This is a genomic window from Methanosphaera sp. DEW79 (genome assembly GCF_003266085.1).
Taxonomy (GTDB): Archaea; Methanobacteriota; Methanobacteria; order Methanobacteriales; family Methanobacteriaceae; genus Methanosphaera; species Methanosphaera stadtmanae.
The window spans coordinates 1-22,253 of the sequence record NZ_MUZW01000065.1 but is presented as its reverse complement, the minus strand read 5'-3'; the positions used below and the strand labels follow the sequence as shown (position 1 = coordinate 22,253).

Below are 22,253 nucleotides of genomic sequence, written 5' to 3'. Positions count from 1 at the left end.
GATAAACTGAACATAGTTTTATGATAATTGGAATAAATAAATATTATATGAGATGATAAAATGCAGTACTTAAAATGGATAGATGGTAATGAATATGATGGAAGTCAAATAAATCCTTCATGGGCATTTCAAGAATTTAAAGTAAAAGATTCAACCATAGTTTCATGGGTAGGACCTATGAACATACTAGGTGATAATTTAATAGATTATGAAGATGTGGGACTTGATATAAAAGGAAATTTGATGTTAAATTTCATAGTGGAACATTTTGATGAACAACCAGGAAATCTAAAATTAGCATATCATAGACAAAGAATACTGGTTATGATAACAAGAGATAAACTACTGGATTATGGTATTAAAACAACACAAGATGGTGATGATATATTTATTAACAATAAAAAATTGTCAGTATCCATAGCAACAGCATCTATTAGTTCAATGAAAATGCACTTTGCACTAAATATTACAACAGAAGGAACACCAGATGATGTAGAAACATCTGCTCTAGAGGATAATATGGATGTTAATAAAATACATCAATTACAAGATGATATTGCAAATACATATATAGAAATGATTGAAACAATAGATAAAGATATAACAAAAACAAAAGTATTCTAAGAGGCAAAAAAATATGAAAGTAAATTTAGATGGAATACATACAAATTTAAGATTTTCAGCAGCACATATGGTTATAGGACATGAATCCTGTGGAAAAATTCATGGACATAGTTATATTGTTGATGTGGAAGTAGAAGGTGAACGTTCAGGAAAATTTGGATTTGTAATAGACTTCAAAGTACTTAAATCCATTACAAGAAAAATCTGTAAAACACTAGATCATAGAGTATTAATACCTGTGGAAAGTCCAGATTTAGAAATAACTTATGAGGATGATGAAACTGTTGAATTTAAAGTATTGGATAAACTTGAATATAAATTACCTAAATGTGATGTAGTGCTACTTCCAATAGTTTCAACAACAGCAGAATCATTATCTGTGTATATTACAGATTTAATAGTTGAAAATATCGATACAACAACTCTAGACTATATTGAAGTACAAGTAAATGAAGGAATAGGTCAAGGAGCATCTTATCATAAACCATTAAATTAAGGAGGATTCCTCAATTACTCATAAAATAATAGAAATATTTTCAAGTATACAAGGAGAAGGTCTCTTAATTGGTAAACGTCAAATATTTATTAGATTTGCAGGATGTAATATTAATTGTAAATACTGTGACACAGAAAATAGTAAAACAAATCAGTTGGGTAAGGAATATTCATATGATCAATTAAATGAAGAAATTCAAAAACTAATGACTCCTGACTTTGATTCATTGGAAATAACTGGTGGAGAACCATTACTTCACTCAGATTATATACATGATTTTCTAAAAAAATATCCCTACAAAGCAATGCTTGAAACAAATGCAACAAAACCAATTGAATTGGATAACTTAAATGATGTAATTGATATTGTATCAATGGATATTAAGTTACCAGAACATTTTAATTCTAAGGATGAATGGATAGAAGTTTATGAAAATGAATTAAAATCAATAGAAGTAATGCAACTAAATAATCAGAAATATTATATTAAAATAGTTGTTTCTCCAACAACACCAATAAATGTTATAAATAAAATAATGAAAGATATTAATGACATATCAAAAGAAGTAGAAATAATAATTCAACCAGTAAGTCCTATGGAATTATGGGATAAAAAGGATAATCTCTTTAAAATATCTGAAATTATTGGAAAAAATCATTCTGTATCAATAATACCTCAAATACATAAATATTTGAATGTAGAATAAGAAATTATTCTATTTTATTAATTTTTTTATATTAATTATAAATTAAGTTGATATTAATAGTAAAAAAAGTTCTTCATAATATTTAAAATAAAACATTAATTTTCAATTTTATTTTTATTTCTCATAGTATTTATTATTACTATAACTATATTTTTTTTTAACTTTCTATTTTTAATGAAATATTTATAAATAAATTTTATTTTTCTAATTTTTATGTATGAAAATATGAAAATTAAATAAATATTATAATATAAGTAAGGTTATACTATTAATTATGTTATTAACTTTTTAATAAAAAATCTGGAGTGATTAACATGGAATTAAAAACAAAACATAACATAGGTATTAAAGATGCTATGACCTACAATGTTATAACAGCAACCAGCAGTTCATCAATATCTGATATAGCAACTATTATGACTAAACATGATATTAGTTCCGTGGTTATAGAAGATCAAGTGGTAGAGGGAATAGTTACAAGTAATGGTATTATTTCAAAAGTTGTATCTAAAAATATTTCACCACAAGATATTACTGCAGACATGGTTATGGAGAAATATGTTAGTGTAGGATTAGATACTTCTCTAATTGAAGCATCCTCTACAATGATAAAAAATAATTGTAAAGTTCTTTTAGTAATAGAAGGTGATGTTTTAAAGGGTATATTAACACTAACAGACATTGTGAGAGTATCTCCTGAATTAATAGGGCTGTTTATTGAAGAAAAAAATCTGGATGGACTTTATTCTGATGATGTATACTCTAATGATTATGATGAACATCTAAGTGAGGGTGTTTGTGAAAAATGTGGTGTTTATGATCGATTACGGGACATTGATGGGGGATATCTATGCCCTGATTGTATAGATAATGAATCAGAAGAAGAAATGGATTAATTAATAAGATAACAAATTAAACAATACAGTGAGGTATTTATATGAAAAATAAACTTATAAACAAAATAGAAAGTTATGATAACTTAGATTTACAAACTAAAAAAGCAGAAACAGATGGAGACATAATGGACATAGCAGCTAAAGATGTTGTAACAGCACCACAAAGTTCATCCATAATTGAAATAGCAAATCTAATGAGTAAAAATGACTTTAGAAGAATACCAATTACAGACCCTGGTTCTGGAAAGTTATTAGGTATAGTAACAACAATGGATATTCTTGACTTCTTTGGTGGAGGAAAAAAATACAACATTATTACAGATAAACATAAAGGTAACTTCTTATCTGCAATAAATGCACCTATTAAAGAAATCATGACAGTAGGTGTAAAAACAATGACAAACACTGATACTATTGTTGATACAACAACACTAATGCTTGAAGAAGGAATTGGTGGACTTCCAATAATAAATAATGATGAAAAAATAGTTGGAATAGTAACAGAAGGAGATATTGTTAAAAAATTAGGTAAACTATGTGCTGATTTAGAAGTACAGGATATCATGGCAACTAATGTTATAACAACAACACCTGGAACTCCAATAGAAGGTATTGCAAAAATAATGGTAAGAAACTCATTAAGGAGAGTTCCAATAGTAGGGGAAGATCAGGAGTCTCAATCAAAAGAAGAAAAATTATTAGGATTTGTTACAGCATCAGACATACTTAAATACATAGGTGACCATAAATTATTTGCAAAATTATTCTCTAATGAAGGAGAAGATGTTGTTAAAGTAACAGCTGATCAATTAATGATTAAGGATGTAATTACAGTATCTAAATATGATAAATTAGGTTATGTTGCAGATTTAATGTTTGAATCAAATATTCGTGGGTTACCTGTAGTAGATGAAGATTCTGGAAAAATAATAGGAATAGTAACAATTCGTGATCTAATAAAAGCAGTTGTGCAATAGGTTAATAAAAAAAGAATTAATTTTTTTTCTTTTTTTATTGTATATAAGAACAAGCTATTTATATTTAAATAATAAATAGTTATTAACATAATTTAAAAAAACTTAGGAGTTGATTACTTATGACAATTGATAAAGTAATGGCTAAAGACATAGTAACAGTTCGTAAAGATCAAACAGTTTCAGACGCTTTAAAACTAATGAGAAAACATAAAATTTCAAGATTACCTGCCATATCTTCAAAAACAAATGAATTAGTAGGAATTGTAACTGAAAAAGATATTGCTACAAAAATAGCTTCAGCAAAATATGAAGAAGTTCCTCTATCTCATATGAGAATTTCTACAATCATGACTGGTGATGTTATAACTGGAGCACCTTCTGATTCAAAAGTTAAAATACTCAAATTAATGGTTGATAATCATATTGGTGGAATACCTATTATTGATGACAATGATATAGTAGGTATGGTGACAAAAACAGACTTTTTAAGGAATGTGGATACAAAACCATATGATGAAACTCCTATAAAAGATATCATGACAAATCGTGTTATCACAGTAAGTCCTGATGACAGATTAGTACATGCAAGAAGATTAATGATTGACAATGATGTGGCAAGACTTGTTGTAGTTAACTCTGGATTAATAATGGGTATAATTACAGCTAAGGATATGGCTAAAACAATTGTTGAATTTAAAGAAAGAGTACCTGAAAAATATCAGCATACACAAATAAGAAACTTATTTGTTCAGGAAGTAATGTCTCAAACAATTGAAACAACTACAAAAGATGCAACAATAGCTCAAGTGGCAAATATAATGGTTTCAAAAGAATTTAGTGGAATGCCTGTATCTGATGATAAAAATAAAGTTCAAGGTATTGTTTCAAAATCTGATATTTTACGTTATGTCTATGATCACAGTAGAAAAAGAGGAAATTACTAATTTTTTCTCTTCTTTTTCTTTTAATACTTCTTATTTTTTTTAGAAATTATATCTAAATTATTATTTACTCTTTTTAAAATGACACTCAAGTACTATGTAAAAAGCATTACTTAATTAATTAACCTTTACATAAATAATAATTAATGAATAAAAATAAACAAGTTGGATATCTTGGTCCTGAAGGAACATTCTCACAACAAGCAGCATTATCTATTGTTGAGGATAATATGGAGATTATTCCGTATCCAAATATACTTAATATATTCGAATCTTTAGAAAAAAATGAAATTGATGAAGCAATAGTACCTATTGAAAATTCAACTGAGGGTTCAGTACTTGTAACATTAGATGCACTAGTATATTTTAATATAAAGATTAAAGGAGAGTTAGAATTACCTATTAATCATGATCTTCTAGTACAAAAGGGTAAAACTCTTAAGGATATATCTGTCATATGTTCTCATCAACAACCAATAGCACAGTGTAGACATTATATTAATAAGCTTGGTAAACAAGTTCATACAATGTCAAGTACAGCAAATGCTGCAAGATATGTTACTGAAATAGCTACTGCTGCAGTAATTGGAAATGAAATTTTATCTAAGAAATATGATCTTGAAATATTAGATGAAAATATTCAAGATTATCCAAATAATGTTACACGTTTTGTAATATTGGCAAATCATGACCAAAAAGAGTCAACAGGACATGATAAAACATCGATTATAATTTCATTAAATGGAGATAAGCCTGGAGGATTATGTGAGATTTTATATGAATTTGTTAAGGAAAATATAAATCTTACAAAAATTGAATCTAGGCCTTCAAAACAAGGTATGGGAAAATATTTATTTTTTATTGATATGGAAGGTCATCGTTTAGATTCTAATATAAGTAAAACATTAACTATAATTAAAAAGAAAGTTAAGATGTTTAAATTATTAGGTTCTTATAAAACTGTTGAGGGGGCATTAAAATAGTTCGAAGTAACTCTCGACATAATATTGAAAAGAAATTAAAATATTTGGAAGAGCAAAAAAATAAAGGTAATCTTTCTTTAGATGAATATGATACATTAAGAATAAGATATGAACGTAAATTGGGTAATAAGGAAGCTGTAAGTAAACTTCAAGAAGCAAAAGGTTTTAAATCATCAAAAATTGAAGAATCTAGAAATAAAAAAGAAGAATTATATGATGATTTTGTGGATGGATATTCCTCAGTTAAAAATGAGGAATTCTCAGAAATCAGCAGTAAACAAATCTTTAGTAAAAGTACTAAAAGAATTTTATTAGTATTATTTGTATTATTAGCATTTGGTATTGGAATTTTTGCAGGAATATCTGCATTACACACAGTAGAAAATGAAACAGGTATTAACATAACCGTATCTGATTCAGCATTCAGTGCTAATGATACTGTTACTTCTATTAATGCCACACAGAGTAATAATACTACTCTACAAAAGAATACAGTCCAAAAATATCAGAAGATAAACACTTCAAAAGTTGTTAATAAGAAAAATACTAAGAAAGCAACTAATTCAAGTAGTAAAACCACATCTAAATCTAGTACATCTTCAAGTAATACTACTACATGATTTAGATTATAGGGAGTATATATTATGAAATGGGTTAAAACAATAATAACAATTATTTTATTAGTACTTGTCTGTGTCGCCATATATTATGGTGGACTTTTAGGACCTATAATGACTTCAGGAGAAACTTATGAAAAAAATGGTGTAACTTTTATTTATCCTGAGGGGTGGTCAGAAGCAAATAGTGTATCTGAAGGATCAATAGTGGCAGTAGCAAATCCAAAGGATGCTAATACATCAGTTGTAATACAACAAGTACCTTCAGAATTAGGGAATGATTTACAACAAGCATATAATACTAATAATCAAGGATTAACACAATATGGTAATTATATTAGAATTCAGGAAGCTTCTTCAACATTAAATAATAGATCTGTTCTAATTCACAGATATATTATAAATGAGCCTGATGGTACACAGAAAGAGCATGTGGCTACATGGATGAAAATGAGTGATGGTAAATTATATGTAGTACTTTTTTCTACACCAGTAGAATCATATGAATCTCAAAGATCAAATTATGATAAGATAGTACATAGTTTTAAATTAATAAAAGATAATGAGAATAAAAATGGATTTTCTCTTAATTTATAATAAATATGGGGGATATATATGAAGATAATTCTTTGTGTTACTGGTAGTATTGCCGCAACTGAAGATTTAAAGTTAGTACATCAATTACAAAGACATGGTTTTGATGTTGAATGTTTCATGACAGATGATGCATGTGATATTATAACACCACTGTCTATGGAATTTGCAACAAAGAATCCTGTTGTAACAAAAATTACTGGTAATGTTGAACATGTAAAAAATGCACAAGCTGATTTAATACTTGTTGCACCAGCAACAGCAAATACAATAAGTAAATTTGCTTATAAAATAGCAGATACTTCAGTAACTACTCTTCTATTAACAGCCAGTGGTTATAAAACTCCAATATTATTTGTTCCATCAATGCATATTTCAATGTATCATGCAATAGAAGAAAATATTAATAAAATTAAAGAAAAACATCCAGAAGTTAGATTTATAGAACCTACTAATGAAGAAAGAAAAGCTAAGTTTCCAAGTAAACATGATATTGTTCTTGAAGTGGAAAGAATGGTTTCTGAAAATAAATTAGATGGAATGAATGTTGTTATAACTGCTGGTGGAACTTTTGAAGAAATTGATGCTATGCGTGGAATAACTAATAGAAGTTCTGGTAAGATGGGTGTTGAAATTGCAAAAGAAGCATATCGTCAAGGAGCTAATGTTACATTGATTTGTGGAATAACAAAAACACATATTCCTAAAACTTTTAGGAGGATCAATGTGGAATCATCACGTGAAATGGCTGAAGTTGTGAAAAAAGAGATTATAAATGCTGATATTTTCGTTTCAACAGCAGCTGTTTCTGATTTTGAAGTGGAAAATAAGAGTGATTTAAAATATTCATCAGACAATGATTTATCACTTAATCTTAGAAGATTACCTAAAATTTTAGAACAAGTAAGAGAAATTAATTCTAATATTTTTATTGTTGGATTTAAGGCTGAAGCTGGTTTGTCTGAGGGTGATTTAATTAAAAAGGCTACTAATAAAAAAAATCAATACGATGTTGATTTAATGGTGGCTAATGATATTCTTGTTGAAGGGGCTGGACCTGGATGTGAGGATAATGAGGTTTACTTAATTAGTGATGATGGTTGTGAGAAGTTATGTCTTGATTCTAAATGGCATATTTCTCAAAAAATAATTGATAGAATTTATAAATTAATATAAAAATCTATCATCTTTTTTTTAGAATGATTTTTTACAAATAAATGCAATATGATCCTTTTCATAAGGGTCAAGTTTTATTTCTTCTAAAACTTTTAGGCCACTTTCTTCAAGCTTTCTTTTTTCCTGTTTAAAAATTGTATTTGGATTCATTGTTACATCAATACTTCTTGCTTTAATCATTATAATTCCAGTTGCATCTTCCTTTGCAAACAGTCTGAAATTATCAATGAAAAGTTTTGTTTGTTGTGCTTGAGCCACATCACTATAGACAATATCAACTGATTCTAATAAGTGTTGGTAATTAAGGGGATGTGTAGCATCTTCAAGTAATGGTATTAAATTTTCTCTTTTTTGTGCAACTTCAATGAATTCTCTCATCATTGTTGGAGAAAATTCAACTGAATAAATTTTTCCTTCAGTACATATATCTGAAATATGTGAAGGAGTAGTTCCTGCAGAAGCTCCTAAATATAATACATTTGAATCTTTCTTAAATGGAAATATAGTAAGACCTTTAATAATACTTGCAGCTAGTTTTGATCTACGTGGATTCCATAATCTAAATTCTTTATCTTCATATGGTATGAGTTTTTCTTGATACACTTGTTTTGTAGGAGTTAGATTTACAGTAGCAATTTGATTATCTATTTGATATACATTTTCACCAATATTTTTTATCTGCATATAATATCAACTCCCTAATAGGAATATTCTCCTTTTCTTAATTTTTTCTTCCTATTTTTCTTTTTTTTACGTTCTTTACGATTTTTTTTACTTTTTTTACCTTTTTTATCCTTATTCTCTTTTTTCTTTTTTCTTTCGGGGAATGGATGATCCTTTTTTATTTTCTCAATTTTCTCATCAAGTTCAATCTTCAAATTAGCATCATAATCATTACTAAATGCATCTTTTCTTGCTGCAATAGTAATTTTAGCAGCTACAGCACGGGCTAATTTTCCACGTATCCACCAATTTGAACCACGAATACTTGGATGTTGGAAGATTAATCCATGTTTGGGTGGATTTTCTCCAGTTTTCAAATGTCTAAATGTTGCCTTTTCAGCACCAATAATTTGAACAGTACTTGATGGTAATTTAGCAAGTTGTTCTAATCCATTCATATGTGCAATTAATTTAGCTGCAAGGTTAGCACCTGCAACATCATATAAATTAGGAGCTACTTCTTTTATCTTATTCTGGATAAATTCTTCAAGAGTATTCTTTGTCTGATATAATGAATAAATTGATGTAGCAAATTCTTTAATTATTGATAAATCTTCTTCAGTCATTTCAACATCGTTACTATCTAGTATTTCAATCTGTGTATTTTCAATTAAAGAACTATTTTTAATATTTTCACGTGTTGTTTCTAAAGCAATGATTTTAGAATATAATTCATGATTATGAATCTTATCTAACTCTGGAACATATGTTATTGTCCATTCTCTTAAACGTTCAATTAATTTACCTGTAGTTTCTTCTATTTCTTCAAGTGAATTTATTGTTTCTACGATCATTACATCATTAGTTTTAATAGATTCTCTAATTTTATCTTTAGCTATTTGGGTGTATGTATTATTTAAATTTCTACGTACATCAACCTTTTTTAGCTCGGGAATATCTGTTAAAATCTCTTCTAAATTGTTTCTTATGTATTTTCCAGTTTTTGTTGTATTTTCTGTAATGATTTTATCATACTGATTTAAGTGTGAATATATACTTCGAGCCTTACTAGTTTCTATTACAATTTCATCATAATATAAACCAACTGATTCAATTAACTCTACTTCTTCTTGTAATAATTGTTTTTTCTGTATTTCTAGTAGTTTTTCAACTTGTTTTTTTTCAAAAACTCTGTAGTCAATTATTTCATTATCTTGATTCGTAGCTATAAATCCGAAACTTGTAGTTGTAATATAGCATTTCATGTATAATACTTTTAATTTTCTATATTTATTAATGTTAACAACTTGTCATAACAATAAACTATTTTTAATTTATAAGCATGAAAATACAGAAATAAATATAAGATATTATAAATTATTTTTTTATTATAAAATAAAAAATTAGTAGGAAAGTAGAAATGTTAGAACAAGAAATTTTAGGAATGAAACTATCTAATCCTCTATTTTTAGCAGCAGGAATTCTTGGAACAACAGCTAGTTCAATGAAAATGGTTGCAAGAGCTGGTGCTGGAGGTATTGTAACAAAGTCATTTAGTATAGAAGCAAATGATGGATATGATAATCCTACCATTGTAAAGATTGAAGGTGGGGTTATAAACTCAGTAGGGCTTGCAAGTCCTGGAGTTGAGGCTAAAAAAGAAGAACTCAAAGATTTAAATGAAATTCGTGATAAAACACCAGTAATAGCCTCAATATATGGTGATAGTGAGGAAGTATTCTCTGATGTTGCAAATCAGACAAAGGATTATGTTGATGCATTTGAATTAAATGTATCTTGTCCACATGCAAAATGTGGTTTTGGATCAAATATTGGGGAAAATCCTGAATTAACACATGATATTGTAAGTAGTGTTAAAGATAATATAAAAGATGTACCAATCATAGTTAAATTAACACCAAATGTAACAGATATTACAGAAATTGCAAAGGCAGCAGAGGATGCTGGAGCTGATGCATTAACTCTTATAAATAGTGTGGGGCCAGGTCTTAGAATAGATTATAAAACAGCAAGACCAATACTAAATAATGTATTTGGAGGAATTGCTGGTCCTATGATAAAACCAATAGCTCTTAAATGTGTATATAAAACATATGAAGCTGTTGATATTCCATTATTTGGTGTGGGTGGAATAAGAACATATAAAGATGCATTAGAATTTTTATATGCAGGTGCAAGCCTACTTCAAATTGGAACATCAATTATGTATGAAGGACCAGAAATATTTAAAAATATAACACATGATCTTTCAAATTTCTTAGAAGAAAATGGTTATAAAAATGTGGAAGAGATTATAGGATTATCTCATAACTTAGGATAGGTGAAAAGTTTATGATTGAAAATGTTTATGATGATGAAGTTCCAAATGTCGTTGAAATAAAAGAAACAATTATTGAAACACCAACAGTAAAAACATTTATATTTCCATGGAATATAACAGATGATATTCATCCTGGACAATTTGTTATGGTATGGGATTTACATAATGAAAAACCAATGACAATCTCCATTATTGATAGGGAAAATAATCTTATGGGAATAACTATTCGTAAAGCAGGACCATTTACGGAAAATATGTATGATAATATGGATGTGGGTGATTTAATTGGTATTAGAGGACCTTATGGTCATGGATATGAACTGGATGGTTATAAAAAAGTACTAGCTGTGGGTGGAGGATCAGGTATAGCTTCTCTTGCACCTTTAACTTCATTTTATGATAATGTGGAGTTAATATCAGCAGCAAGTTGTGCTGATGAACTGGTATTTAATAAAAGATTTGATTCTGATGTTGTAGTACATAAGTGTACTGATGATGGAAGTTGTGGATTTAAAGGTTTCAGTACACAACTTGCAGAGGAATTGTTACAAACTGGGGAATATGATGTTATTGTTGGTTGTGGTCCAGAAATAATGTCCTATAAATTGTATGAATTAAGTATTAAATACGATGTTGATTGTCAATTAGCACTTGATAGATATATGAAATGTGGTCTTGGTATATGTGGGCAGTGTTGTATTGATGATACAGGACTTAGAGTATGTGTGGAAGGTCCTGTTTTTAATAAGAATCAATTAAGAGAACTTGGAGAATTTGGTAAGTATCGTCGTGATGCTTCAGGAAGTATTGTTAAATACTAATTTTTTTATTATTTTTTTTTATTTATCTTTAGTATAAGTTATAAGTTATTTGTTTTAACATTATAAGTTATAATTTAGTCGGTTATTCTTAAAACTTTTTATAATAATATCTTCAATTAATTTTTAAAAAATAGGTTACTAAATAGTTACCAAGTAAATAAAGGATTATAAATACTTTACTTAGTAAATTAACTAATAATTACTGTAATATAAATATAAAATTAAATTAATGGAGATTGATTAAAATGAATTGTGTAATAAAATTTTTAGAAGAAAATCCACTCGTATACTTAGCAACAAATGGACTTGATAACAACTCAAAAATAAGACCAATATTATATTACTTTGAAGAAGATGAAAAACCATACTTCTGTACAAGTAACAAAAAAAACCAATGTATAAAGAAATGCAAAAAAAATTCTAATATTGAAATAACAACAGTAACTCACGATTATGCATGACTTAGAATATCAACACAAGTAGAATTTACTGATGATATTGAATTAAAACAAAAAGTAATCGATGCAAATGATCTAGTTAAAGTATTATATCAAAGTGGAGATAATCCTGAATTTGAAGTATTCACTCTTAAAAATGCAAAGGCAGTATTAGCAGATTTCTCAGGAAATCCACCAAAAAATATGATTCTAATTCCTTTAATCTTTTAGATAATATTTTATTACTAAGTTTTGGTTTATCTTCTTGAAATTCCTTAAAATGTATTTTACCAAAAAATAAGTCACGTATTATTTGTATAGTCTATTTTTTACTGAAAATATTCGTTGCTTTATCTATAGGACATTCTATTGTCATGTTATTTGAATCCATATTATCCACCTAAATAAATTTAAATTAATTTTGTCTGCTTACTTTCTCCAATAATTTCATTAAAATCCAATCCCTTACTAAATGCTAAGTCAATATTTACTCTGTAATTGTTTTTGCGTGTTATATGTAAATCCTCAATTTTTATAAATCTCCAAGGTTTTCTAATGAATTTTGCACCAACATATGCTTTTGCACCAAAGATTTTTGAAAATTTTAATAAATTAGTAATCTTCTCATTATCAATATAAATATATTCTTGACGTGTAGATTTAACTTCTATAGCAAGATATAATTTTCCATTACCTGCAAGTACATCAGGAAGTGGTCTTTTTGTTGCACCACCACTTGCAGGTGCACGCATAGCTGCAAAATTAGCATTCCATAATTTATTAACAAGGTCCCGTTCTTCTTTTGATCCAGTTTTACTCATAATTTTAAGTCCCAGATATATTTTTTTTATTAATATCCTGTTTTTAATAAAATTTATATAATCATAAGTTAATATATTAATGTTATATTAATTGAGTCTATAGGAGGTATCTTTTGGTTGAAGAATCTGAAAATACAATAGGAGTTAACATACTAGATGGTGATGCTAAAGTTGCAGTTAGGAAGTTATCTTTTCCTCTAATGGTATCATTAGTAATTGGATCATTATATTATATTGTAGATGCAATGTGGATATCAGGACTAGGAGTAGATGCACTAACAGCTATTGGTTTTATAATTCCACTACAATTTATTATATTAGGTATAGGTGCAGGTCTTGGTTCAGGAATTACTGCTGTAATCTCAAAATATATTGGAATGAAAAATCATAAATTAGCAAACAATGCTTCATTTCATTCACTACTTTTAATTATTATTTTCTCAGTAATAATTACACTATTATTGCTTGTATTCATGGAACCCTTGTATATTTTAATTGGAGCAAGTGGTATGAATTTACAGCTTGCTCTAGAATTTTCAAGAGTGTTTTTTGTAGGTTCAATTCTACTTATATTTCCACAAGCAATGTATGGTATATTACGAGCAGAGGGTGATGTGAAAAGAACGATGTATGCAATGTTTTTATCTACAATTATAAATATAATTCTAGATCCAATATTTATTTATCAGTTAAATATGGGAATTGCGGGAGCTGCATATGCAACACTCATATCCTTACTAATTGTATGTTTAGTTATAATTTATTGGATATATATTAAAAAAGATACATATCTAAAGCCATATAGAACATATTTTAAGTATGATGCTGGTATAATTAGGGATATTTTAAAAATAGGAATACCAGCAAGTATAGAATTTTTTGTATTATCATTTGTTGGAATAATAATGAATCTCTTATTATTAATGGTTTCAAATAGTGATTATGTAGCAGTATATGAGACTGGATGGCGTTTAATTTCATTTGCATTTGAACCTTTAATTGGAATAGGTAGTGCATTAGTAAGTATTGTTGGTTTTAATTATGGTGCAAAACGTTTTAATAGAATTAATGAAGCATATAATTATGCAATGTTTCTTGGAACAATTATTGGTATAATTTCTGCAGTAATATTATATGTATTTGCAAATCAAATTGCATACTTATTTGCATATTCATCTACAAGTAGTATGTTACATGAACCTTTTGTAGTGTTTCTAAAATATTTTTCAATTACATTTCTAACATTTCCAATTGGTGTTGTATCAACATATTTATTTCAAGGATTTGGTAAGGCTAATGTATCATTACTATTAACATTTACTAGAGAAGCAGTATGTGCAATAATATTTTCATATCTATTTGCAGTAGTATTTAATATGGGTCTTAATGGTGTATGGTTAGGTAATGTTGTTGGATATACAATAGGTGCATTTATAGCATTTATTATAGGAAAAATCTATGTAAGTAGATTACTTAAAAATAATTAATTTTATTTTCTATTTTTTTTAAAATGAGTTTTTGGTTTTAGGAGTTTATAAAAGAATGAATTATGAATTGAATCATAATTCAAGTTTGTATCTATACAATACCTTGTGATTGCATAGCTTCTACTACACGTTCAAATCCAGCTACGTTAGCACCAAGAACATAGTTTTTGTCTTGTTCATATTTTTGTGCTGTTGTATTTAATTTACTGAAGATGTTTGTCATGATATCTTTGAGCATATTGTCAACTTCATCAAAAGTCCAGTATAATCTTTCTGAGTTTTGACTCATTTCAAGAGCTGATACTGCTACTCCACCAGCATTTGCTGCTTTTGCAGGACCGAATAATATTCCATTGTCTTGTAAATATTTTGTAGCATCGAGTGTTGTAGGCATGTTTGCTCCTTCAGATACTGCAAGGGTATCATTTTCTACAATAAGTTTAGCATCATCTAATGTTAATTCATTTTGAGTTGCACAAGGTAGAGCAACATCAGATTTAATTTGCCATACTCCTCTTCCTTCATGATATTCTGCAGATTCTCTTTTTGCAGCATAATCACTCATTCTTCCACGTTGTACTTCTTTGATTTCTTTGAGTAATGCTACATCGATACCTTTAGGATCATATACCCATCCAGTTGAATCTGATGCTGTTACAACTTTTGCACCTAATTGTTGTGCTTTTTCAATTGCATAAATAGCTACATTTCCTGAACCAGATACTGTTGCAGTTTTATCTTTTAATGTTTCATTGTTTGCTTTTAACATTTCATTGGTGAAGTATAATAATCCGTAACCTGTTGCTTCGGTTCTTGCTAAAGATCCACCAAAGGTTAATCCTTTTCCAGTTAATACTCCTTCATATTGTTTGGTGAGTCTTTTATATTGTCCATATAAGTATCCTACTTCTCTAGCACCTACACCTATATCTCCTGCAGGTACATCTTGATCTTGACCTATGTGTCTGTATAATTCATTCATGAAACTTTGACAGAAACTCATTACTTCACGGTCTGATTTACCTTTAGGATCGAAGTTGGATCCTCCTTTTCCTCCACCAATTGGAAGTCCTGTTAATGAGTTTTTGAATATTTGTTCAAATCCTAAGAATTTTATAATACCTATGTTTACTGAAGGGTGGAAACGTAATCCTCCTTTGTATGGACCAATTGCACTGTTGAATTGTACACGGTATCCTGTGTTTACTTGAACTTGTCCTTCGTCATCAACCCAAGGAACTCTGAATTTTATTTGTCTTTCAGGGTTTGCTAATCTTTCAAGTACTGCATCTTTTCTGTATTGTTCTTCATTTTCTTCTACTGCTACTTCAATAGATTTGTATACTTCGTTTAATGTTTGGTGAAATTCAGGTTCACCTGGGTTTTCTTTTGTAATTTTATTAATTACTTCGTCAACATAAGACATTGTCATTAATCTCCATGATTTATTTAACTAATTGTTATTATTTTTTTAATAACTATTATATTACTGTTGTAAACACTTTACTATAGAATTATAGTAGGTGTTTATTATAATTTTAAATTTTAATAGGAACACTAATGCCGTGTTCCGTCTTATTTTATATTATGTGTAATTCTACTATTTATATATTCATACTCTCAAAAACAATTATTCTTTAATTGTTAATTATAATTTATGTGAGTGTTTCGATTAGTTCTATATATTTAAAGTATTGTATAACATATGCTACTTTTTTTATTTTTATTTTTCTCTTATTTTTTCTTATGTATTCTTTTTTCTTATTAGTTATTACTTATTTCTTTTAATTTATAATTTAAAAACTTAAAAGTTATAAAAAAATAACTTATAACTTATTATTTTAAAAAAATTTAAGGAAAGAAGTTTATACAAACATTTTATCTGAATGTTTTACTTCTTTTCTAATTTCATCTAAAGCATAACTAACATCCTCATCATTGATAACATCACGAGAATCACATAAAGCTCTGTGAAGGGCAGTTTTTAATATTTTTTCCTTCATATCTCTTCCAGATAAATTTTTAGTTTCACAAACTAATTTATCAAGATTAAAACTACATTTAAGTGGTAGAGTCTTAATGTTTTTTTCAAGGATAATTCTACGTTCTTCATCATTAGGTAATGTAAATTCAATTTCCTCCTCAAATCTACTTCTTATGGCATAATCAAGAATTTCAGGATTGTTGGTAGCACAAATAGTAATAATACTATCATTATCTTCAATACCATCCATTTCAGTAAGAAGAGCATTTACAATCTCTGTTACATCTCCACGTAATGATTGATACTTTCTCTCTAATGCAATAGCATCAATTTCATCAATAAAAATCACAGTAGGTTTGGTGTATCTGGCTTGTTTATATAACTCATGAATTTGATTAGCACCATCACCCACATGATTTCCAATTAAACTTGTAGCCTTAATCATATGTATGGGAACATTTAATTCATTGGCTAAAGCCTGTGCAAGCATGGTTTTACCAGTACCTGGTCTTCCATAAAATAATATGTTACGAGGAGCCCAATTTTTGAATTTATCAGGATTTTCCAAGTAATTAGTTATTATTTTTGCTTTATTTTTAGCCTTTGTTTGACCAACAACATCACTAACTTTATATTCATGTTTAGAAAGGGTTTGTTTAATTTTACTATCTTGTTTAAACATGAGAAAAGAGGTGTTATGTGTAATATAGGAATTATCTGGTCTAACATCCACTACTTGAAATGCAAAATCAGGAATTAATTTCTGATCAAAAATATACTGACCTTTATGTACTTTATAACCACTCCACTGATCTTGTGCATATATTTCAAATAATTCCTTGTTTGTAACTTCAATTTCGGGAGTTTCAATAAATGAACTCTCAAGTGGATAACCTACTGCTTTTAAAACAACAATTTTGGCCTCTACTCTACTTTGATTAAGCTGACGTAACTGTTTTTCTGAAACATAATTATTTTCAATTCTATTATTCATCTTAATTAACTCCTAAATTGAATAAATCTAAAAATCTATTATAAGATAATGTGTTTTGTTTTTATCCATATTAAATTCAATGTTTTTAACACCATTAAATAATACTTCAAAGATGTTCCATAACACATCATCACATCCTGTTATAATAACACTATTATTTTCACGTTCTATTGACTCAATCTCTGGAAAATCTTTCTTTAAATCAGAGGATATTTCCTGAAATAATTTGGAAGTTAAAGTCATATCATCAACACTATATCAATAATAATTCACTAATATGTGTTACAGCTTGTGCAGCTTGACCTGCAGCAACAATAACCTGTTTAACACCACCAGTTATATCACCTGCAGCATATATTCCATCGACACTAGTTTTCATATTTTCATCAACTTCAATATATCCTAAATCATCACAAGAAATACCAAAATCCTTTATAAGTTTATTATTAGGTGTATATCCAATGGCAATAAAAATTCCAGATACTTTAACTTTAGTTTCATCACCAGTTTCATTGTTATATAATACTGCTTCCTCTAAAAAGTCATTTCCATTAACAGATTTTAGTTGTGTGTTCCAGTATATTTTAATGTTAGCATTATGAAGATCCTTTTCTAATTGACTATCACAACGAAGTTTATCTCTTCTATGTACTAAACTACATTTAACACCTATACGATTTAAATACAAAGCTTCAGTTACAGCAGAATTTCCACCACCAATAACAAGAACTTCTTTTTTAACAAAGAAAGTACCATCACAAACAGCACAGTATGAAACTCCACGACCAACAAATTCATCTACACCTACACAATCTAATGTTTTATATGAGGAACCTGTAGCAATAAGAATATATCTTGTATCTATAATATCATTTGTAGTTTTTATTTCAAAAGTACCTCCAATAGATTTAGAGATACTCTCAACTAGAGAAAATTCTCTAATATCCACATATTTCTTTGCTTGCTCTGTCATACTACGAGCTAAATCAACACCAGGTATTTCATTGATTCCAGGATAATTTTCTATAAGGGGAGCAACATTAACTGTTCCACCACTTTGATTTTCATCAAGAATAATAGTATTAAGTCCACTTCTACCAGCATATATTCCTGCTGTAAGACCTGCAGGACCAGCTCCAATAATTACTAAATCATACATTATAATCACTCCGAATTACTAACCTATTTAGTAAATAATATATCTTTTTATTTTATATTTAAATTTATATTAAAAAAAATGGATTCTATAAAAAAAAGTAAAAATGAAGATTAAAATAAATAATGTATTTAATTGTTGATGATATTTAAAATTTCATCTTTAATAACATTACTTACAGTTTGACCATCAGCTTTACCTTTAAATTTAGCCATGGCTTTACCCATAAGAGGACCCATAGCACCCATTTTTCTTTGTTCAATCATATTTTTATTTTCTTCAATAATTTCCTTAATAGTATCTACTATAATATCATCTGATAGTTTTTCAAGATTATTATTTTTCACTGAATCTCTAGGAGAAATATCATTACAAACATCTTTTAATATGACTTCTGTTTCTGCTGCAGGAATCACATCATTATCCACAAGACTAAATACTTCCACAAGAGCATCTTTTGTTAATTTAGTAATATCATAACCATCACGTTTTAAATCCTTAATAGTATATACAATATCAGAAGCAATTTTCACTGAATCCATACTTGGTAATTCTTTTTTAATTTCTTCAAATAAATCTGCACGATTACGTTGTACTAATTGTTTAGCTAAATCTTCACTAAGTTTGTATTCTTTTTCAATACGTTCTTTTTTAACAACAGGTAACTCTGGAAGATTTGAAGCTATTTTTTTAACTCTTTCTTTTTCAATTATTTCTGTTGGAATATCAGTTTCTACATACATTCTACTAGCAGTAGGTAATGGACGTAAATACTGGGTATTTCCATCATCTTGTGCACGTCTTGTTTCTTCAGGAACACCCTCAAGTGATTGTTTTGCACGTTTAATAATTTCAAGTAATGCATTGTGTGCTTTTGTTTTTTCTTCAGCAACAAGAATAAATGCATCATCTTCATCTAATTCTAGTATGTCTCTAAGTGTATCTACCTCTTCTTGAACAATTCCATATGCTGGTAATTCATCAGTGTGGAATAATCCAGAAACACCCATTTTTTTTCCATGTTCAGAAAATTCTGTTCCTAATCTTTTACCTGGTTGAATTTCACGTCCAATTAATCCATTGAATTTTCTTAATTTAATAGCTAAAATACAACTATTTTCCTTTGCAAGACTATTTTGAATAACTTTAGATTCAGTGTTTTCAAGATATTTTGTAACATCTATAATTTCTTCTTCAACACATGCTCCACGTTCTTGTAACTGTTTACTAATATCTATAAGATTTAATTGTCTTTGAACCTCATTTTCAACAATTGTTGGCATAAGATCAAGGTCTTGAACACCTTTAACTTCTATTCTACTTCCCTCTTTAATGGAAATATTCAAATCCTGTCTAATTGTACCAAGTCCTCTTTTTACACTAGTACTTCTTAAGATTTGACCTAATTGGTATGCAACAGCTTTTACTTGAAGAGGATGATGCATGTCAGGGGATGTTGTTATTTCTGCTAAGGGAATACCTAATCTGTCAAGTCTAAATACAATTTTACCATCTTCTTCTCCTATACGTCTTGCTGCATCTTCTTCAAGACCTAATGTTTCAATTGTAACATCACCATATTCTGTTTCAACATATCCATCAGTAGCGAGAATTCCTGTTCTTTGGAATCCACTGGTGTTACTTCCATCAATTACTTGTTTTCTCATTGTATGAAATTCATCAACTACTTTCATATTCATGAGTGATGCAAGAATTATTGAAATATCAACAGCTTCCTGATTTAGAGGGGATGGTGGTTCTTCATCAGCTTCAACAAGACATGTATGGTGATCATATGCTTCATATACAAATTGAAGATTTCTTTGTGATTCTTCATATGCTGCTCTGTCAATTTCACCAAGTTCACTTTGTGTTGGTCTTAGACGACGGAATATTTTTCTTTCAGGTTTTTTATCTGTTAGGCTATTTGGACATCTACAAAATAGTTTAGTTTTACTATCTAGTTGTTGATGAATTTCTAATCCCATCATTAATCCTAATTCTTTATAATTAAATTTATCTTCAGACAATTTTTCAGCACTCCTTTAGTTTTTTATAAAGTAATTTTGGGATAATGTTGTATCCATTTCTCCTTTAAGATTTGTTTTCATTATTTCATATATTTCTGATACATTATCTGTCTGTCCTGCAGCCCATAGTAGTTTTGTATAAGCTGTTTCAGGTAACATATCTCCCACACTAATTACATTGTTTTGTAGTAATCTACGACCACTACTATACACATTCATATTTGTACGTCCAAATAAACATTGGGAAGTCATGACAACAGGAATGTCTTCACTTGTTGCTCTTGTAATACTTGTTATTACATCATCACTACAATGACCAAGACCAGTTCCTTCAATTACAATTCCATCATAGTTTTTATCTACATAGATGTCTATAATTTCAGGACTAATTCCAGGATACATTTTAATTAATGCTACTTTATCTGCAAGATTAGTATTTAGGGATAGTTCTTTTTCATTTCTTTTAGTGTATTTTACTTGTGTATCATTTATTGTTACTTTGTTATTTTCAATTCTTGCAAGTGGATTCATATTTATACTTGTAAATGTGTCACGACGTGATGTGTGCATTTTACGTGCTCTTGTACCTCTGTGTAGATCACAGTAGGAATCATCTTCAGTTCCATGCATACATATTGTAACTTCTGCAATATCAGATTTTGCTGCATTAACTGATGCCATAAGATTTGTAAATGCATCAGATGATGGTCTATCTGAGCTACGTTGTGCTCCTGTTAAAACAATAGGTACGGGAGAGTCTATCATGAAACTTAATGCAGATGCAGTATAATGCATTGTATCTGTTCCATGAGCTATGATTATTCCATCTGCTCCATTATTTATTTCATCATAGATTGTGGTTGCTGTTTTTTTCCAATATTCTGGTGTCATATTTTCACTTAGAATATTGAATATAGCTTTAGCATTTATATTTGCATAATCAACAAGTTCTGGTGTTGCTCTGAGCAGGTCATCTGCTGTAAATGCTGGATGTACTGCTCCTGTTTTATAGTCAATTACACTTGCAACTGTACCTCCAGTTGAAAGTATTGATAAATTTTTCTTTTTATCAGAGATTTTTTTATCAACAGGATCTAATTCTATTTGAGGTTTTTTACCTTCACTTATTTTTTCTATTTTTGCATCTTTTATATCAATACCAATATTGTATCCACTATCTAATTTTAGTATTATAGTGTTTTCATTTGAATAGTCTGGTTTTTCAAGTAACATTCCTTCATGTTCTATATGGGGTTTTGTTACTTTTACTGTGTCTCCAACAGTAATATTTGATATTTCTAGAAAATCTTTAAGATATTCTTCATATGCCAAATTCTTTTCCTCCTTGTGAAAAATAGTTTTTTAGTTATTATTTGAATAAAAATTATAGTATAAGTTGTATTTTTTCATATTTTTCTTAATTTAAGTACTAATAATTATGTTTATAGTTTTCATAGTTTTTATTTTTTAGTTTATTTAACTTTCATTATATGTTATACTTTAGTTAAT

Annotated in this window: 24 protein-coding genes; 14 read left to right on the top strand and 10 right to left on the bottom strand. The window is 28.4% G+C overall.

The genetic code is table 11. The features are described 5' to 3' along the window. The first annotated feature begins 60 nt into the window (after positions 1-60). The 10 genes from BZ132_RS06905 (at position 61) to coaBC (ending at position 8,010) form a co-directional block, all read left to right on the top strand. Positions 61-624 carry a DUF366 family protein gene (locus BZ132_RS06905; RefSeq protein ID WP_011407003.1) on the top strand — a complete coding sequence of 188 codons (564 nt, stop codon included), beginning with the start codon at positions 61-63 and terminating at the stop codon, positions 622-624. 13 nt (positions 625-637) lie between these two features. Beyond that, on the top strand, positions 638-1,120 hold the full coding sequence (locus tag BZ132_RS06900) for a 6-carboxytetrahydropterin synthase QueD (protein ID WP_011407002.1): 483 nt from the start codon (positions 638-640) through the stop codon (positions 1,118-1,120). Next, positions 1,116-1,826 (top strand): 7-carboxy-7-deazaguanine synthase QueE, encoded by a 711-nt coding sequence (locus tag BZ132_RS06895; protein ID WP_048059769.1) that lies wholly within the window; start codon positions 1,116-1,118, stop codon positions 1,824-1,826. Before BZ132_RS06900 ends, BZ132_RS06895 begins: the two co-directional genes overlap by 5 nt. A gap of 314 nt (positions 1,827-2,140) precedes the next feature. After that, entirely contained in the window at positions 2,141-2,722 is a 582-nt protein-coding gene (locus BZ132_RS06890; protein ID WP_286940692.1) for a cyclic nucleotide-binding/CBS domain-containing protein, read from the top strand. Positions 2,723-2,763: 41 nt separating this feature from the next. After that, complete coding sequence (locus BZ132_RS06885) at positions 2,764-3,699, top strand: CBS domain-containing protein (protein WP_011406999.1); 936 nt, start codon at positions 2,764-2,766, stop codon at positions 3,697-3,699. Between the two features lie 119 nt (positions 3,700-3,818). Further along, the gene (locus BZ132_RS06880) at positions 3,819-4,643 is read left to right on the top strand and encodes a CBS domain-containing protein (RefSeq protein WP_011406998.1); all 825 of its coding nucleotides are present in this window, start codon (positions 3,819-3,821) and stop codon (positions 4,641-4,643) included. Between the two features lie 143 nt (positions 4,644-4,786). Beyond that, a complete protein-coding gene (gene pheA, locus BZ132_RS06875) occupies positions 4,787-5,623 on the top strand; it encodes a prephenate dehydratase (protein WP_011406997.1) in 837 nt (278 codons plus the stop codon). 44 nt (positions 5,624-5,667) lie between these two features. Then, on the top strand, positions 5,668-6,243 hold the full coding sequence (locus BZ132_RS06870; protein ID WP_112149743.1) for a hypothetical protein: 576 nt from the start codon (positions 5,668-5,670) through the stop codon (positions 6,241-6,243). A 24-nt stretch (positions 6,244-6,267) separates the two neighbouring features. Beyond that, positions 6,268-6,837 carry a PsbP-related protein gene (locus BZ132_RS06865; protein WP_112149742.1) on the top strand — a complete coding sequence of 190 codons (570 nt, stop codon included), beginning with the start codon at positions 6,268-6,270 and terminating at the stop codon, positions 6,835-6,837. Positions 6,838-6,855: 18 nt separating this feature from the next. Further along, the gene (coaBC, locus tag BZ132_RS06860) at positions 6,856-8,010 is read left to right on the top strand and encodes a bifunctional phosphopantothenoylcysteine decarboxylase/phosphopantothenate--cysteine ligase CoaBC (RefSeq protein ID WP_011406994.1); all 1,155 of its coding nucleotides are present in this window, start codon (positions 6,856-6,858) and stop codon (positions 8,008-8,010) included. A gap of 18 nt (positions 8,011-8,028) precedes the next feature. On the opposite strand, the gene BZ132_RS06855 is transcribed toward coaBC, so the two are convergent. Both BZ132_RS06855 and BZ132_RS06850 read right to left on the bottom strand, forming a co-directional pair. Next, on the bottom strand, positions 8,029-8,694 hold the full coding sequence (locus BZ132_RS06855; protein ID WP_011406993.1) for a fibrillarin-like rRNA/tRNA 2'-O-methyltransferase: 666 nt from the start codon (positions 8,692-8,694) through the stop codon (positions 8,029-8,031). Between the two features lie 14 nt (positions 8,695-8,708). Then, a complete protein-coding gene (locus BZ132_RS06850; RefSeq protein WP_112149741.1) occupies positions 8,709-9,938 on the bottom strand; it encodes an NOP5/NOP56 family protein in 1,230 nt (409 codons plus the stop codon). A 155-nt stretch (positions 9,939-10,093) separates the two neighbouring features. Here BZ132_RS06850 and BZ132_RS06845 point away from each other — a divergent pair, with 155 nt between their 5' ends. The 3 genes from BZ132_RS06845 (at position 10,094) to BZ132_RS06835 (ending at position 12,296) form a co-directional block, all read left to right on the top strand. Further along, entirely contained in the window at positions 10,094-11,014 is a 921-nt protein-coding gene (locus tag BZ132_RS06845) for a dihydroorotate dehydrogenase (protein WP_286940689.1), read from the top strand. An 11-nt stretch (positions 11,015-11,025) separates the two neighbouring features. Next, positions 11,026-11,835, top strand: coding sequence for a dihydroorotate dehydrogenase electron transfer subunit (locus BZ132_RS06840; RefSeq protein ID WP_112149740.1), 810 nt, complete (start codon positions 11,026-11,028; stop codon positions 11,833-11,835). 245 nt (positions 11,836-12,080) lie between these two features. After that, complete coding sequence (locus tag BZ132_RS06835; RefSeq protein ID WP_286940688.1) at positions 12,081-12,296, top strand: pyridoxamine 5'-phosphate oxidase family protein; 216 nt, start codon at positions 12,081-12,083, stop codon at positions 12,294-12,296. Positions 12,297-12,423: 127 nt separating this feature from the next. On the opposite strand, the gene BZ132_RS06830 is transcribed toward BZ132_RS06835, so the two are convergent. Further along, the gene (locus tag BZ132_RS06830) at positions 12,424-12,558 is read right to left on the bottom strand and encodes a winged helix-turn-helix transcriptional regulator (RefSeq protein ID WP_232048244.1); all 135 of its coding nucleotides are present in this window, start codon (positions 12,556-12,558) and stop codon (positions 12,424-12,426) included. Between the two features lie 124 nt (positions 12,559-12,682). After that, positions 12,683-13,093: a Holliday junction resolvase Hjc gene (hjc, locus tag BZ132_RS06825; RefSeq protein ID WP_011406988.1), complete on the bottom strand. Its 411-nt coding sequence runs from the start codon at positions 13,091-13,093 to the stop codon at positions 12,683-12,685. A 113-nt stretch (positions 13,094-13,206) separates the two neighbouring features. Between hjc and BZ132_RS06820 the strand changes: the two genes are divergently transcribed. Further along, positions 13,207-14,580 (top strand): MATE family efflux transporter, encoded by a 1,374-nt coding sequence (locus BZ132_RS06820; protein WP_011406987.1) that lies wholly within the window; start codon positions 13,207-13,209, stop codon positions 14,578-14,580. 91 nt (positions 14,581-14,671) lie between these two features. Here BZ132_RS06820 and gdhA read toward each other — a convergent pair whose 3' ends face one another. The 6 genes from gdhA to gatD form a co-directional block, all read right to left on the bottom strand. Continuing rightward, complete coding sequence (gdhA, locus tag BZ132_RS06815; protein ID WP_011406986.1) at positions 14,672-16,006, bottom strand: NADP-specific glutamate dehydrogenase; 1,335 nt, start codon at positions 16,004-16,006, stop codon at positions 14,672-14,674. Between the two features lie 439 nt (positions 16,007-16,445). Further along, complete coding sequence (locus tag BZ132_RS06810; RefSeq protein ID WP_112149739.1) at positions 16,446-17,564, bottom strand: AAA family ATPase; 1,119 nt, start codon at positions 17,562-17,564, stop codon at positions 16,446-16,448. A gap of 21 nt (positions 17,565-17,585) precedes the next feature. After that, on the bottom strand, positions 17,586-17,801 hold the full coding sequence (locus BZ132_RS06805) for a hypothetical protein (protein ID WP_011406984.1): 216 nt from the start codon (positions 17,799-17,801) through the stop codon (positions 17,586-17,588). A 10-nt stretch (positions 17,802-17,811) separates the two neighbouring features. Next, on the bottom strand, positions 17,812-18,717 hold the full coding sequence (locus tag BZ132_RS06800; RefSeq protein ID WP_011406983.1) for an NAD(P)/FAD-dependent oxidoreductase: 906 nt from the start codon (positions 18,715-18,717) through the stop codon (positions 17,812-17,814). A gap of 128 nt (positions 18,718-18,845) precedes the next feature. Continuing rightward, entirely contained in the window at positions 18,846-20,744 is a 1,899-nt protein-coding gene (gene gatE / locus BZ132_RS06795) for a Glu-tRNA(Gln) amidotransferase subunit GatE (RefSeq protein ID WP_286940685.1), read from the bottom strand. A 15-nt stretch (positions 20,745-20,759) separates the two neighbouring features. Then, positions 20,760-22,076: a Glu-tRNA(Gln) amidotransferase subunit GatD gene (gene gatD, locus BZ132_RS06790; protein ID WP_286940683.1), complete on the bottom strand. Its 1,317-nt coding sequence runs from the start codon at positions 22,074-22,076 to the stop codon at positions 20,760-20,762. Between the last annotated feature and the right edge of the window lie 177 nt (positions 22,077-22,253).

Excerpts from the sequence above, each read along its gene's own strand:
- BZ132_RS06905 (WP_011407003.1), top strand. The coding sequence starts at position 61 with ATGCAGTACTTAAAATGGATAGATGGTAATGAATATGATGGAAGTCAA.
- BZ132_RS06900 (WP_011407002.1), top strand. The coding sequence starts at position 638 with ATGAAAGTAAATTTAGATGGAATACATACAAATTTAAGATTTTCAGCA.
- BZ132_RS06890 (WP_286940692.1), top strand. The coding sequence starts at position 2,141 with ATGGAATTAAAAACAAAACATAACATAGGTATTAAAGATGCTATGACC.
- BZ132_RS06885 (WP_011406999.1), top strand. The coding sequence starts at position 2,764 with ATGAAAAATAAACTTATAAACAAAATAGAAAGTTATGATAACTTAGAT.
- BZ132_RS06880 (WP_011406998.1), top strand. The coding sequence starts at position 3,819 with ATGACAATTGATAAAGTAATGGCTAAAGACATAGTAACAGTTCGTAAA.
- pheA (WP_011406997.1), top strand. The coding sequence starts at position 4,787 with ATGAATAAAAATAAACAAGTTGGATATCTTGGTCCTGAAGGAACATTC.
- BZ132_RS06865 (WP_112149742.1), top strand. The coding sequence starts at position 6,268 with ATGAAATGGGTTAAAACAATAATAACAATTATTTTATTAGTACTTGTC.
- coaBC (WP_011406994.1), top strand. The coding sequence starts at position 6,856 with ATGAAGATAATTCTTTGTGTTACTGGTAGTATTGCCGCAACTGAAGAT.
- BZ132_RS06855 (WP_011406993.1), bottom strand. The coding sequence starts at position 8,694 with ATGCAGATAAAAAATATTGGTGAAAATGTATATCAAATAGATAATCAA.
- BZ132_RS06850 (WP_112149741.1), bottom strand. The coding sequence starts at position 9,938 with ATGAAATGCTATATTACAACTACAAGTTTCGGATTTATAGCTACGAAT.
- BZ132_RS06845 (WP_286940689.1), top strand. The coding sequence starts at position 10,094 with ATGTTAGAACAAGAAATTTTAGGAATGAAACTATCTAATCCTCTATTT.
- BZ132_RS06840 (WP_112149740.1), top strand. The coding sequence starts at position 11,026 with ATGATTGAAAATGTTTATGATGATGAAGTTCCAAATGTCGTTGAAATA.
- BZ132_RS06835 (WP_286940688.1), top strand. The coding sequence starts at position 12,081 with ATGAATTGTGTAATAAAATTTTTAGAAGAAAATCCACTCGTATACTTA.
- hjc (WP_011406988.1), bottom strand. The coding sequence starts at position 13,093 with ATGAGTAAAACTGGATCAAAAGAAGAACGGGACCTTGTTAATAAATTA.
- gdhA (WP_011406986.1), bottom strand. The coding sequence starts at position 16,006 with ATGTCTTATGTTGACGAAGTAATTAATAAAATTACAAAAGAAAACCCA.
- BZ132_RS06805 (WP_011406984.1), bottom strand. The coding sequence starts at position 17,801 with ATGACTTTAACTTCCAAATTATTTCAGGAAATATCCTCTGATTTAAAG.
- BZ132_RS06800 (WP_011406983.1), bottom strand. The coding sequence starts at position 18,717 with ATGTATGATTTAGTAATTATTGGAGCTGGTCCTGCAGGTCTTACAGCA.